Origin of the sequence: Streptomyces sp. NPDC005303 (assembly GCF_040607335.1) — a bacterium.
GTDB lineage: Bacteria > Actinomycetota > Actinomycetes > Streptomycetales > Streptomycetaceae > Streptomyces.
Window position 1 is genome coordinate 18767 of the sequence record NZ_JBEXGM010000010.1, and the last position, 12849, is coordinate 31615.

General features: G+C 70.5%; 13 protein-coding genes and 1 pseudogene. 8 read left to right on the top strand and 6 right to left on the bottom strand.

Features of this window, described 5'->3' with window-relative positions; genetic code table 11:
- The first annotated feature begins 8 nt into the window (after positions 1 to 8).
- The 3 genes from ABZT93_RS16870 to ABZT93_RS16880 are packed head-to-tail and all read left to right on the top strand — an operon-like array spanning position 9 to position 1372.
- Positions 9 to 431, top strand: a complete 423-nt coding sequence (locus ABZT93_RS16870) for a roadblock/LC7 domain-containing protein (protein ID WP_030313681.1) — start codon at positions 9 to 11, stop codon at positions 429 to 431.
- Position 432: 1 nt separating this feature from the next.
- Positions 433 to 792 (top strand): DUF742 domain-containing protein, encoded by a 360-nt coding sequence (locus tag ABZT93_RS16875; RefSeq protein ID WP_356104887.1) that lies wholly within the window; start codon positions 433 to 435, stop codon positions 790 to 792.
- On the top strand, positions 779 to 1372 hold the full coding sequence (locus ABZT93_RS16880) for an ATP/GTP-binding protein (protein WP_356104890.1): 594 nt from the start codon (positions 779 to 781) through the stop codon (positions 1370 to 1372). Before ABZT93_RS16875 ends, ABZT93_RS16880 begins: the two co-directional genes overlap by 14 nt.
- Positions 1373 to 1399: 27 nt before the next feature.
- Here the strand turns inward: ABZT93_RS16880 and ABZT93_RS16885 are convergent.
- Together ABZT93_RS16885 and ABZT93_RS16890 are read right to left on the bottom strand one after the other, a co-directional pair.
- Positions 1400 to 1630: pseudogene (locus tag ABZT93_RS16885) on the bottom strand (hypothetical protein); the annotation flags it as partial.
- Between the two features lie 124 nt (positions 1631 to 1754).
- A complete protein-coding gene (locus ABZT93_RS16890; protein ID WP_356104892.1) occupies positions 1755 to 2717 on the bottom strand; it encodes an ABC transporter substrate-binding protein in 963 nt (320 codons plus the stop codon).
- A 368-nt stretch (positions 2718 to 3085) separates the two neighbouring features.
- Between ABZT93_RS16890 and ABZT93_RS16895 the strand changes: the two genes are divergently transcribed.
- From ABZT93_RS16895 to ABZT93_RS16910, 4 genes are read left to right on the top strand one after another with little or no spacing between them, the layout of a single operon-like run.
- Positions 3086 to 5776, top strand: coding sequence for an ATP-binding protein (locus ABZT93_RS16895; protein WP_356104894.1), 2691 nt, complete (start codon positions 3086 to 3088; stop codon positions 5774 to 5776).
- Positions 5773 to 6249, top strand: a complete 477-nt coding sequence (locus ABZT93_RS16900) for a roadblock/LC7 domain-containing protein (protein WP_356104897.1) — start codon at positions 5773 to 5775, stop codon at positions 6247 to 6249. Before ABZT93_RS16895 ends, ABZT93_RS16900 begins: the two co-directional genes overlap by 4 nt.
- 19 nt (positions 6250 to 6268) lie before the next feature.
- The gene (locus tag ABZT93_RS16905) at positions 6269 to 6685 is read left to right on the top strand and encodes a DUF742 domain-containing protein (protein WP_355734981.1); all 417 of its coding nucleotides are present in this window, start codon (positions 6269 to 6271) and stop codon (positions 6683 to 6685) included.
- Positions 6672 to 7274: an ATP/GTP-binding protein gene (locus ABZT93_RS16910; protein WP_280848704.1), complete on the top strand. Its 603-nt coding sequence runs from the start codon at positions 6672 to 6674 to the stop codon at positions 7272 to 7274. The genes ABZT93_RS16905 and ABZT93_RS16910 overlap by 14 nt, the downstream gene beginning before the upstream one ends.
- A 35-nt stretch (positions 7275 to 7309) precedes the next feature.
- Here the strand turns inward: ABZT93_RS16910 and ABZT93_RS16915 are convergent, their stop codons facing one another.
- Genes ABZT93_RS16915 through ABZT93_RS16925 form a run of 3 tightly spaced genes read right to left on the bottom strand, consistent with a single transcriptional unit; the run spans position 7310 to position 9791 of the window.
- On the bottom strand, positions 7310 to 7978 hold the full coding sequence (locus tag ABZT93_RS16915) for an ABC transporter permease (RefSeq protein ID WP_356104901.1): 669 nt from the start codon (positions 7976 to 7978) through the stop codon (positions 7310 to 7312).
- Positions 7975 to 8664 (bottom strand): ABC transporter permease subunit, encoded by a 690-nt coding sequence (locus tag ABZT93_RS16920; RefSeq protein ID WP_356104904.1) that lies wholly within the window; start codon positions 8662 to 8664, stop codon positions 7975 to 7977. Before ABZT93_RS16920 ends, ABZT93_RS16915 begins: the two co-directional genes overlap by 4 nt.
- The gene (locus ABZT93_RS16925; protein WP_356104908.1) at positions 8661 to 9791 is read right to left on the bottom strand and encodes an ABC transporter ATP-binding protein; all 1131 of its coding nucleotides are present in this window, start codon (positions 9789 to 9791) and stop codon (positions 8661 to 8663) included. Before ABZT93_RS16925 ends, ABZT93_RS16920 begins: the two co-directional genes overlap by 4 nt.
- Before the next feature lie 233 nt (positions 9792 to 10024).
- On the opposite strand from ABZT93_RS16925, the gene ABZT93_RS16930 reads away from it, so the two are divergent.
- Entirely contained in the window at positions 10025 to 12052 is a 2028-nt protein-coding gene (locus ABZT93_RS16930) for a glycosyltransferase family 39 protein (RefSeq protein ID WP_356104911.1), read from the top strand.
- A gap of 69 nt (positions 12053 to 12121) precedes the next feature.
- Here ABZT93_RS16930 and ABZT93_RS16935 read toward each other — a convergent pair whose 3' ends face one another.
- Positions 12122 to 12847, bottom strand: coding sequence for an FAD:protein FMN transferase (locus ABZT93_RS16935; protein WP_356104914.1), 726 nt, complete (start codon positions 12845 to 12847; stop codon positions 12122 to 12124).
- Positions 12848 to 12849: the final 2 nt, after the last annotated feature.

Sequence of the window (12849 nt, forward strand, 5' to 3'; positions counted from 1 at the left end):
GACACGCCATGACACGCCCCACCCCCGCCACGCACACCCAGCTGGACCAGCTGCTCACCGGACTCGTGGAGCGGGTCGCCGACGTGACGCAGGCTGTCGTGCTCTCGGAGGACGGGCTGGTCGTCAGCAAGTCCACCGGGTTCCTGCGCGACGACGCCGAGCGGCTGGCGGCGACCGCGTCCGGTCTGATGAGCCTGAGCAAGGGCGTCAGCATGGATTTCCGGGGCGGCCCGGTGCGCCAGGCGCTCATCGAGATGGCCAACAGTTTCCTGATCCTCACCTCCGCGGGCCCCGGCGCTCATCTCGTCGTCCTCACCGGCCCGAACGCCGACGTCGGTGTCGTGGCCTACCAGATGAACATGCTGGTGAAGAAGATCGGCGAGCACCTCAGCGCGGCACCACGGGCCGGCATCGGCCCCACCGGCGGGTGAGGTGACCGACAGTGACGCCTCGGGCAGGCTGGTGAGACCGTTCGCCCTGACCGGCGGCCGGACCAGACCCAGCCGCGCCGACTTCACCCTCATCACGACGGTGACCGCGGTGGATCCGCCACCGGAAGGGGCCCCGCGCCCGCAGGCCGAGCAGACCCGCATCCTGCGCCGGTGTGCCCGCCCGGTCGCCGTGGCGGAGCTGGCCGCGCTGCTCGACCTCCCGGTCAGCGTGGTCGTGATCATGCTGTGCGATCTGCTGGAGGCGGGCCTGATCACCGCGCACCCGCCGCGTCCCGTCTCGCCCCGCACCCCGGACCTGGACCTGTTGCAGAAAGTGAGGGAAGGCCTTGGCCGGCTCTGACACGTTCCCCACCGAGACAGCCGGTACTCCCGCCGCACCCGACACCGTCAAGATCCTCATCGCCGGCGGCTTCGGCGTCGGCAAGACCACCATGGTCGGCTCGGTCAGCGAGATCACGCCGCTGCGCACGGAGGAACCCCTCACCGTCGCGGGCCTGGGCGTCGACGACCTCGCCGGGATCGAGGCGAAGCGGGCCACCACCGTGGCCATGGACTTCGGCCGGATCACCATCAGCGACGAACTCGTGCTCTACCTCTTCGGCACCCCGGGCCAGCAGCGGTTCTGGTTCATGTGGAACGACCTCGCCGTCGGCGCCCTGGGCGCGGTCGTCCTCATCGACGTCCGCCGCCCGGAGTCGAGCTTCGCCGCCGTGGACTTCTTCGAACGCCGCCGCATCCCCTTCGTCGTCGCCGTGAACGGCTTCGACGGGCAACACCCTTACCCCGCCGAGGACATCAGGGAGTCCCTCGCCCTCCCGCAGGACGTCCCGGTGGTGTTGTGCGACGCACGGCGACGCGAGTCCTCCCGGGACGTGCTGATCGCCCTCCTGGACCTGCTGATCGCCGCGGCCGTCGAGTAGCGGCGCACAGCCGTCGGGGAGCGGCGCTCACCCGTCAGCCGCCGGAAAGTCCTTGTCCGGGGACGGGATCAGTCGGGCCGTCAGGTCCGGTTCGGGCATGCCGCGGTCGAAGGGATCCTCGGCCCGCGGATGCGGTGACGGTCGTCGACCTCGGACCTCGGCACCCGCGATGACGGCGACTGTGGCGCCCACGCCGGACTGTACGGCTGTGTCGCCGGCGGACGGGCCCGGAAGCGCGGCGTAGCCGACCGCCGGGCCGACACCTATTAGAGCCCCCACTCTCGGGCGTCGGCGGAACTCGGGACGCGACCTTCGAGTCCGGGGAAGCGGGAGGAGACTCCCCCTTCCCCGGACTCACCGGGTCTGTCCGACCGGCACCGCGTCAGCCGAGCCCGTTCGCCTTCAGCCACGCCTTCGCCACGTCCAGCGGGTCCTTGTTGTCCAGCTGGACCTGGGTGTCCATGTCGAGGAGCGCCTTGGTGTCCAGCTTGGCCGAGACCGCGTTCAGGGCGGCCACGCCCTCCTTGCTGAGACCGGACTTGTAGACCAGCGGGGTCACGTTCGCGAAGCCGAAGAGGTTCTTCGGGTCCTGGAGGACGACGAACTTCTCCTTGGTGATGGTCGGGTCGGTCGTGAAGATGTCCGCGGCCTGCACGGTGTTCTTCTTCAGCGCCGCCTGGGTCAGCGGACCGCCCGCGTCGAGGGCCTTGAAGGACTCGAACTTCAGGCCGTACTGGGATTCGAGCCCGAGCAGACCCTGCTGCCGGGTCTGGAACTCCGGGGAACCGCCGATGACCAGGTCCGGGGCGATGTCCTTGAGGTCGGCGAGCGTGGACTCGGTGGTCAGGTTGTACTTCTTCGCGGTGGCCGCGTTGACCGTGACCGAGTCCTTGTCCTCCGCCGGCGCCGAGTCGAGCAGCGTCAGCTTGGAGTCGAGCTTGGCCTTGGCCGCGGCGTCCACGGCCTCCAGCGACTCCTGCTTCGCGTCCTTGTCCAGGTAGGCGAGCAGCGAGCCGTTGTACTCGGGCAGGACGGTGATGGAGCCGTTCTTCAGCAGGCCGTAAGTGGTCTCGCGGCTGCCGATGTTGGGCTTGTAGGTGACCTCGATGCCCTTGGCCTTCAGGGCCTCGCCGTAGATGTCGGCGAGCAGGATACTCTCGGCGAAGTTGTTCGAGCCGACGACGACGGTGTCGCCGCCTGCGCCTCCCGTGTCCTCGCTCAGCGGGTCGGAGCCGTCGTCGGAGGACCCACATCCCGCGAGCAGGACCGTGGCGGCGGCGAGCGCGACGGCGGCCACGCCGGGGTTCTTCCTGATGGACCTGCGGTGTACGGCGGTAGAAGTCACGATTCCCGTTCCGGAACTCAGGGGATGCAGGGTGGGTCAGGGCCTCCGAGAAGGGAAGCCCTTGCACTGATCCAATCCAGCCTGTTCTGGCTCAGTCAAGACCAACCTGGTCACAATTGGTGTCAACCCGTAGTCGGTTGTGAAGGAAGCGCGAAACCGGCACGCGGAGCGTGGGTCAGGTTGTAACGGATTCTTGACTCAGGGTGGCAACAAGCGCTGTCCGAAGAGGCTGTAGTCTCGCCGAAGTTGGCGCCGGTCACACAGGCGTGCGGGAGCCACTCAGGTGTCCCTACGCACCGTCCCGTAGTGATCAGAACCGGCCAGGAGCGCTCCCGCGCACCGGCCGAGACACCCATGAAGGAGGGCTGGTGTCCACGAACGAGGTGGACGCGTCCACCCGGTCGGCACCGCCGCCGTACCGGGACGGTGCACGCGGCAACCGGGGCCTGCGGGACTTCGCCGAGCGCTGGCCGTTCCGGCGCAAGCTGAACATCCTGGTGGGTGTGCCCCTCGCGGTGGTCGCCGTACTGCTGGCCTATCTCTTCGCCGATCAGGTCGGCCAGTCACAGGACGCGTCGGACGCGGCCCAGCTGGTGCGGGACAGTGCGCAAGTGGCCAAGCTGGTCGGGCAGTTGGAGGCCGAGCACCAGCAGGCCGTCCTGCTCTCCGTGCGCCACCAGGCCAGCTGGGACGGCGCCACCCCCTCGCGGTCCGCCTATCGCGAGGCCCAGATCCGCGTGAACAACCAGGTCGAGAAGGTCCACGCGGCCTTCGGCGACCGGCTGCCCACGGAGGAGGCCAAGGCCCTTCGCGAGGTCAACGGCCTGGAGGACCTGCGCAACACCATCGAGAGGTCCTACCTGCCCGCCGACAACATCGACCCGGCCTACAGCGACGCCGCAAAGGGCCTGATCGACGGCCTCGGGCTGGACCGCGACCCGGCCCTCGCCGCCACCTTCACCGGCAACCTGCTCGACTCGCTGCTGCGCGCCGACGCCGCGCACGGCTCCTTCGAGACGGGCGTCTTCTCCGCGACGACCGGTGACTCCAACGCCCTCATCGAACTGATCGGCGCGATCGGCTCCTACGACGAGTACACCCACCAGGTCGAGCGCTTCGGCCGGTTCGCCACGCCGGAGCAGACCGAGGAACTCGGCGACATCGAGCACAACAGCGCCCAGGCGACGATCGCCCGGCAGTACGCCGAGCTCCAGATCGACCCCGGCGCGCTCCAGGCGGAGAGCCCGGCCGAGATCAAGAACGCCTTCCAGACGGCGCTCGACTCCTACCCGGACTACCGCGCCCAGGCCCGGACCCGGCTGAAGACCACCACCTCGCTCATCGACCAGATCGCCGACCGCGCCGACACCGCCTCCCGGGACGCGCGCTCGAACGCGGCCTGGCTGCTCGGCTCGGCGCTGCTCGGCTTCGTGCTCTGGCTCGCCTTCTCGGTCGCCGTACGGCGCTCGGTGGTGCGCCCGGTGCAGGCGCTCACCGGTGCCGCCAAGCAGGTCGCCGAGGTGGCGGGCCGTGAGCTCGCCCGCGTGGCCGACGACGACACCGAGGACGACGGTCCGCCGCGGCTCCAGGAGATGCCGGTCACCGCGAAGGACGAGATCGGCGACCTCGCCGACGTGTTCAACCAGGTGCAGACCACGTCGCTCGCGCTCCTCGAACGCCAGGTGCTCAGCCGCCGCAATGTCGCCGAGATGTTCGGCAACGTGGGCCGCCGGGTCAGCAACTTGACCACCCGGCAGCTGGCCCTGATCGACGCGGTCGAGCGCGGCGAGACCGATCCGGCGCTCCTGGAACGCCTCTACAGCATCGACCACATCGCGGTCCGGCTGCGCCGCAACGCCGACAGCCTGATGCTGCTCGCGGGCATCCGCGAGACCGGTCTCGGCTCCGGGCCGCTCGCCCTCACCAACGTCGTCCGCGCCGCGCTCGGCCAGATCGAGGGCTTCCGGCGGGTCTCCCTCCAGGCCGGCACGGAGGTGATGGTCGAGCCGGACATCATCGGCGACCTCACCCTGATGGTGGCCGAACTCGTCGAGAACGCCGTGTCGTTCTCGCCCGCCGGCAGCCCCGTCGAGGTGATCGTCAAGGACAGCCACGAGGGTGCGCTGATCGTGATCTCCGACCACGGTCTGGGCATGAGCGCCGAGCGCCTGCAGGAGGAGAACGCCCGCCTCATCCGCCGCGAGCGCCTCGACCTCGTCCCGACGAAGGTGCTCGGCCTGTTCGTGGTCGGCACCCTGGCGCGCCGCTGGGAGGTGAGCGTGGTCCTCTCCCGCACACCGGGCGGCGGCGTGACGGCCGAGGTGACCATCCCCTCCGCCCTCCTACTGGCGATGAGCCCGATGGCGGTCGCCGCGGGCGCGGACTCCGGCGCGGTGTCGGGTACGACGGCGGATTCCCGTACGGTCTCGGCGGCGGCCCCTGGCACGCGCCCGATACCCGCTTGGGCGTCGGACACCGGCCCGGACCCGACACCGGCCCCGGCTCCGGTCCGAGTGACAGCTCCTACGGCCGTACGGCCCGAGTCCGGCCAGGAGGCAGCCGCCGCCCCGCCCGCCCGGAGTACCGCGGCCACCGAGCCCGGCGTCACGGGAACCGCTTCCGGCGACGGCGATCACGCCCCTCTCCCCCGCCGGGTCCCCCACCGCGACACAACCGCCGCCGACCCGACCGCCGCCGACCCGGACGCGGCGTCCACGGCCCCACCCCCGTTCATTCCGAAGGCCCGCACCGGCGAAGCACCCGGGAACGGCGACGGAGGCGACGCGGCCCGCCCGCTGCGCCGCCGAGTGCGCGGCGCCACCCTGCGGACCACCGTCGGTGCCGACGCCGTAGCGAAGAAGGCCCCGCTTCCGCCCGCCGACGCCGAGGCCGTACGCGACGCGCTCGACGAGTTCGAGGCGGCCGTGGAGCGCGCCCACCGGGACAGCGAGACCGGCAGCCACACCAGACCCGTACTCGGCAACGACGTGGAAACCCACCCGACCGCATCCAACCCCCCGCACGATCAGAACCACTCCCCGGAAGGAGCGGAGCAGTGAGCACGTCCACAGGTGACACGCCTACGGAAGGCACCACGCCCGCCGACCTGCAGGCCGCCGCAGCCGACTTCACCTGGCTGCTGAACCGTTTCGCGACGGAGACGGCAGGCGTCGTCGACGCCATCGCCGTGTCCTCGGACGGGCTGCTCATAGCCGTCTCGGAGCTGCGCGAGCACGCGGACTCCGAACGCCTCGCCGCGATCGTCTCCGGCATCACGAGCCTGGCCGCCGGAGCCTCCGGCAACTACGGACTCGGCGGCCTCAACAAGGTCATCATCGACCTGGAGGGCGGCCACGTCCTGGTCTCCGCGATCGGCAGCGGCGCCGTGCTCGGCGTCGTCACCGACAAGGAGGCCAAGCTCGGCAACATCGCGTACGAGATGACGCTGTTCGCGAACCGCGCCGGTGCCGCGCTCAGCCCCCAGCTCGTACTCGAACTGAAGAACAGCGTCGGCACCGTGTCGAAGCGCTGACCGAGGAGGAAGCGCAGTCATGGCGGACGGCAGCACGCCTCCGAACCCGGAGCCGGGCGGTCCCGCGCCCGCCGTACGGCCGTTCCTCGTCACCGCCGGCCGGGTGGCACCCGATCCGTCCGGCCGGACGATGCCCGTCGAGACCCAGGTGGTGGCCACCGCCGAGGGGCTCGCCGTGCTCGACCGGCTCGCCTTCGAACAGCACGACATCGTCGCCGCGTGCCGCATCCCGCAGTCCATCGCGGAGATAGCGGCCCGGCTGCGGCTGCACCTGAACGTGGTCAGGATCCTCGCCGAGGACCTGCGCACGGCCGGTCAGCTGACGGTGCACGTGCCCGACACCGACGTCACCCACGACGCCTCCGTCCTGCGCAGGCTCATCGACGGCCTGCGTGCCATCCCCGACTCCCGAGGGGTACTCCGTGACACCGACTGAACCGGCCACCCGGCCCTCGGCCGCGCCCTCCGCCGCCGTACGACCGCCGTTGCCGGTCAAAATGGTGATCGCGGGCGGCTTCGGGGTGGGCAAGACCACCGCGGTCGGCTCGATCTCCGAGATCGAGCCGCTGACCACCGAGGCCGCCATCACCGAGGTCGCCGCCGGGGTGGACGATCTCAGCCACACCCCGCGCAAGACCACGACGACGGTCGCGATGGACTTCGGCTGCATCACCGTCGACCCGACCCTGAAGCTGTACCTGTTCGGCACGCCGGGCCAGGAGCGCTTCGGGTTCATGTGGGACGACATCGTCGAGGGCGCGGTGGGCGGACTCGTCATCGTCGACACCCGCCGCCTGGACGACTGCTACGCCGCGGTCGACTACTTCGAGCACAAGCAGATCCCGTTCGCGGTCGCCGTCAACGCCTTCGACGGCAGGGTCGAACACACTCTGGACGAGGTCCGCTGGGCCCTCGACGTCAACGACCGGGTCCCGGTGATCGTGTTCGACGCGAGGGAGCGCGGTTCGGTGAGGGACGCGCTGCTGGTCGTCCTCGAACAGGCCTTGGAGCGTACGGGGGGATGACGACGAGGACCGGGGCTGCTGCCCCGGTCCTTCGTCTAGTTGCTCCTGAGCACTCCACGCGACACGGTCAGCCTGGTGATCCCCCAGAACAGAGCGAGCGTGACCAGCGCCAGCGCGGCGACCAGCGTCGCGCCGCCCACCACCTTCTCGTAGTTGCGCTGGTAGAGCCCGTCCACGATGTACCGCCCGAGCCCGCCCAGGGAGACGTAAGCGGCGATCGTGGCGGTCGACACGATCTGGATGGCCGCCGACCGCAGTCCGCCGAGGATGAGCGGAAGGGCGACCGGAAGCTCGACCCGGAACAGCACCTCCACGTCGTGCATGCCCATCCCCCGGGCCGCGTCCACCGGAGCGGGGTCCACCGACCGCATCGCCTCGTAGCTGGTGACCAGGATCGGCGGCACGGCGAGCACGACCAGCGGGATCATCACGTTGATCAGGCCGAACCCGAGCGACAGGGTCATCAGCACCAGCAGACCGAAGGTGGGCACGGCCCGCCCGGCGACGGCGATGAAGGCCAGCGCGTTGCCGCCCCGCCCGTAGTGCCCGGTGACGAGGCCCACCGGCAGTCCGATCGCCGCGGCGATGGCGAGCGCCTCCAGGGTGTACTGGACGTGCTCCCCCAGCCTCGTGGGAATGCCGTCGTAGCCCTGCCAGTGCGCGCTGTCGCTGAAGAAGGCGTTAATGAAGTTGAGGACGTTCACCGGGCGGCGACCTCCGGTTCGGGCCGCTGCGCGCGCCGCGCACGCGCGCCGCTCGGCATCCACGGCGTCAGAAGCAGTCGTACGGCGACCAGCAGCCCGTCGGCGAGGATCGCGAGGACGGCCATGGTCACCACGGCGTTCACCGCGAGTTCGGGCCGGTTGTAGATGTTGGCGTCGTTGATGAGGTTGCCGAGCGCTCCCTGGTTGCCGATGAGCGCGCCGACGCTGACGAGGGAGATACTCGACACGGTCGCCACCCGCAGCCCCGCGATGATGGCGGGCACGGCGATCGGCAACTGGACCTGGAGGTAGCGGCGTACGGGTCCGAAGCCCATCGCCGTCGCGGCCGCGAGGGTCTCCTGCGGCACCGAACGGACGCCGTCGACGATCGCCGGGACCAGGATGACGAGCGTGTAGACGGTGAGCGGGATCATCACCGTGAGTTCGGTCTGGCCGGTGTAGTCGATGAGGACCACGAAGAAGGCCAGCGAGGGGATGGCGTACAGCACGGTCGTCACCCACAGCACGGGCGGGTACAGCCACCGGAAGCGCACGCACAGCTGGGACAGCGGCAGGGCGATCAGCAGCCCCACGAGGACGGGCAGCAGGGCTTCCCTGAGGTGCAGCCCGATCAGCCCCAGCCAACTGTGCTGGAGGTCGCTCGGAATGTCGAAGAACCCGCTCATGGACCGACCTTGGTGTCCGTACGACCCTCGGCGTGCGCCCCGCGGATCGCCTCGCCGATGGCCTGCTGGGAGACCACGCCGGCCACCCGTCCCTCGGCGTCGACCCCGACGGCCCACCCGGTGGGCGAGAGCACGGCACAGTCGAGCGCGGCCCGCAGCGAGTCGCTACCGGCGACGAACGGCCGCCCGTACGGCAGCAGCCGTGCCGGGTCGACACTGCCCGCGGTGAGGTCTCCCGGCTCGCTCCAGCCGAGGGGCCTGCCGTCCACGTCCGTGACGAGGAGATAGGGCGCGTCGGCGGTGCCGCGGGCGGCGATCTGCTCGGCGGTGGCGTCGACCGCGACGACCGGCGTGGTGAGCAGCCCGAGTCCCGCGGAGGGGAAGAAGGAGAGCCGCCGGATGCCCCGGTCGGTGCCGAGGAAGTCCTCGACGAACGCGTCGGCGGGGCTGGAGAGGAGTTCGGCGGGCGGCGCGTACTGGGCGAGCTTGCCGCCGGTGCGCATCACGGCGACCATCGTGCCGATCTTGACGGCCTCGTCGATGTCATGGGTGACGAAGACGATGGTCTTGCCCAACTCGTCCTGGATACGCAGGAGTTCGTCCTGGAGCCCCTTACGGACGATGGGGTCGACGGCCGAGAACGGCTCGTCCATCAGCAGCACCGGCGGATCGGCGGCGAGCGCCCGCGCCACGCCGACGCGCTGCTGCTGTCCGCCGGAGAGCTGGTAGGGGTACCGCTTGGCGAGCGAGCCGTCGAGCCCGACCCGCTCCATCAGCTCCCGGGCCCGGGCCCGCGCCTTCTCCTTGCCCCAACCCAGCATCCGGGGCACGGTGGCGATGTTGTCGACGATCGTGCGGTGCTGGAAGAGACCGGCGTTCTGGATGACGTACCCCATGGACCGGCGCAGCGTGTTGACCGACTGCTGCCTGCTGTCCTTGCCGTCGATCAGGATGGTCCCCTCGCTGGGCTCGACCATCCGGTTGATCATGCGCAGGGTCGTCGTCTTGCCGCAGCCCGAGGGACCGACGAGGACCGTGATGGAACGGTCGGGGATCTCCAACGAGAGCCGGTCGACCGCCACCGTGCCGTCCGGGTACCGCTTGGTGACTGAATCTATCCGTATCAAAGCGCCGAATACCCTTCGGGTCTGGCAGAAGTCGTCCGTATTCGGCCGGTCCAGCAGGCCGTCCGGCAGAGTCTAGACCGGTTGTGTTACGTCACCGTGGTCGGTGTCGGGGCGCTGTGGGTGTCCTGTGGGTTCCCTGATTCTCATCCTTCGTTCAGCGAAGCCACAGGGATCGCCCAGGACCGGGCTCGATGGTCATGACAACCACCGCTCGGAGACCTGGAGTACGTGCCATGACGACCCTCGCCCCACCGCCCGCGCCGACCACCCAGGACGGCCGGCACCGGGCCGCGCCGCCCGCCGCGGGCAGCCGGCTGCGCAGACTGTTCACCGGCGCCCCGGAGGACCCGCGCTGGGCCCGCCCCGCCCTCTGGGCGATCCTGGTGCTGGCCACGGCGCTGTACGCCTGGAACCTGTCGTCCATCACCGGCAACACCTTCTACGACGCGGCCGTCTACTCCGGCACCAAGAGCTGGAAGGCGTTCTTCTTCGGGGCCCTGGACTCCGGCAGCTTCATCACGGTCGACAAGCCACCCTTCGCCCTCTGGGTGATGGGCCTGTCCGCCCGGGCCCTCGGATACGGCACCTGGCAGTTGATGCTGCCGATGGTCGCGCTCGGCACCGGCTCGGTGGCCCTGCTGCACCGCATGGTCAAGCGGGACTTCGGCGCCGTCGCGGCCACGATCGCGGCGCTCGCGCTCACTCTCACGCCCATCACCGTCGCCATCAACCGGGACACCAATCCCGACCCGGTCCTGGTCTTCCTGATGCTGCTCGGCGCCGCCGCGCTGATGAAGGCCGTACGCACCGGACGCTTGCTGCCGCTGGTGTGGTCGGGGGTCGCGATCGGCTTCGCGTTCAACACCAAGATGATGCAGGCGTACGTCGTCCTGCCGGTCTTCTTCCTCGTCTACCTCTGGGCCGCTCGGGCCGGTCTGGGCAGGCGCATCCGCAACCTCGCCGTCGGCACGGTGGCCCTGGTCGTCTCCAGCGCCTGGTGGATGGTGGTCGTCGATCTCATCCCCGCCTCCTCCCGGCCGTACATCGGCGGCTCCACCGACAACACCGTGTGGGACCTGGTCATCGGCTACAACGGCTTCGGCCGGATCTTCGGGGCGAGTTCCTCGGTGGGCTCGCAGGGCAACGGCGCGAGTTTCGGCGGCGAGGCGGGCCTGTACCGGTTGTTCAACAGCATCATGGGCGGCCAGATCTCCTGGCTGATCCCCTTCGCGATCATCGCCCTGATCGGCGGACTGGTGCTGTGCGGCCGGGCTCCCCGTACGGACGCCAAGCGGGCGGCGCTGCTGCTGTGGGGCGGCTGGTTCGTCCTGCACTACCTGACCTTCGCGCTCGCCGAGGGCACCTTCCACCCGTACTACGTCACCGCCATGGCACCCGGCGTCGCTGCTCTGGCCGGTATCGGCGCGGTGATGCTGTACGGGGCCTTCCGGCAGGGTTCGGCGGCGAAGTGGGGCTGGGTCCTGCCGACGGCGATCGCGGCCGGCACGGTGTGGGCGGTCGTCCTGCTCCAGCGGGTCTCCGGCTCCGGGACGATCTACACGGTCGCAGAGGTGGTGGCCGGGGTCGCGGGTGCGGTCGCGGTGATCGGACTGCTGCTCGGCCTGTTCACCGGGCGACAGCGCCTGACGGGCATCGCGGCCCTCGCGGCGGTCGTCGCCCTGCTCGCCGGTCCCGCCGCGTACTCCGCGTCGGCGGTCGGCTCCAGCACCAACGGCACCAACCCGACGGCCGGACCGAGCACCGGCGGGATGGGCGGGGGCGGCGGCATGGGCGGCGGTCAGCGGCCCAGTGGGAGCGGCGGCCCGGGCGGTGGCACCGGCACGAGCAAGAGCGGCAGTGCACCGAGCGGCTCCAGCAGCTCCAGCAGCCGGTCCACGGGCCAGTCCGCGTCCGGCCGTACCGCCGGAGGCATGGGCGACACCCAGGTCTCCTCCGCGACGATCACGTACCTGAAGCAGCACCAGGACGGCGCCACCTGGCTGGTCGCGGTCGCCACCGACCAGACCGCCTCCTCGATCATCCTGGAGTCCGGTGAGCCGGTGATCTCCATGGGCGGCTGGTCCGGCTCCGACAACGCCATGACCCTCGCCAAGCTCAAGAGCCTCGTGAAGTCCGGCAAGCTGCACTACATCGTCGTCGGCGACAGCGGCCAGGGCTCCTCGAACTCCGAGATCTCCACCTGGGTCAAGAAGAACGGCACAGCGGTCTCCACCTACAGCGGCTTGTACCGCCTCGGCTGACCGGCACGACACGCAGAGGGCGGGCCGCAGGTGAACAGAACCGGCGGCCCGCCCTCGCGACGTGTCCTGTCAGGGCACGGCCGGAAAGTCCGGCGTACGCAGCACCCGGCGCTCCGCGTCCACCGCGAACACCTCACAGCCCGCCAGGGAGGCGGCCCAGTCGACGCCCTCGGGGCCCAGGGCGAAGGCCGCCGTGGCGACCGAGTCGGCCTCCGTGAGGGTCGGGGCCACGACGGTGAGGCTGAGCAGGCCCGTCGCCGCACGTCCGGTGCGGCCGTCGATGATGTGGTCGCCCCGCTCATAGCGCGCGGACGTCGCGACCGCCCCGGCGTCGAGCGAGAGGACCGTGCACAGCTTGTCGGCGTGCTCGGGGTGCCGTACGCCCACCCGCCAGGGACCGCCGGCGGCGACCACGTCACCGCCGGCGTTCAGGACGAACCGCGTCGCGCCTGCCGAAGCCAACAGCTCCGCCGCCCGCTGCACCGACCAGCCCTTGACCACCGCGCAGGGGTCGAGACGGCGGCCGGGCAGCCGTACGTCGAAGGCGCCGCCGGTGGCTTTCCGGTAGTGCTCGCACAGGGCGAGGATCTCGCGCAGGTCCGTGCTCAGCTCGTCCGCTGACAGCTCGCCCCGGTCGTACCGCGACACCTCGCTGTCGTCCTTGAACGGGCTGAACCGGGCGTCGACCTCGTGCAGCCACGCGAAGACGCCGTCCGCCGCGGCCTCGGGGACGTGCTCGTCGTCGACCCGGAGCGAGACCGGGAATCCCATGACGTGTTCGACGCGGTGCAGCATGG

Coding starts and splice junctions, on each gene's coding strand:
- ABZT93_RS16930 (WP_356104911.1), top strand. CDS start 10,025: ATGACGACCCTCGCCCCACCGCCCGCGCCGACCACCCAGGACGGCCGG.
- ABZT93_RS16905 (WP_355734981.1), top strand. CDS start 6,269: ATGGCGGACGGCAGCACGCCTCCGAACCCGGAGCCGGGCGGTCCCGCG.
- ABZT93_RS16920 (WP_356104904.1), bottom strand. CDS start 8,664: ATGAGCGGGTTCTTCGACATTCCGAGCGACCTCCAGCACAGTTGGCTG.
- ABZT93_RS16935 (WP_356104914.1), bottom strand. CDS start 12,847: ATGCTGCACCGCGTCGAACACGTCATGGGATTCCCGGTCTCGCTCCGG.
- ABZT93_RS16870 (WP_030313681.1), top strand. CDS start 9: ATGACACGCCCCACCCCCGCCACGCACACCCAGCTGGACCAGCTGCTC.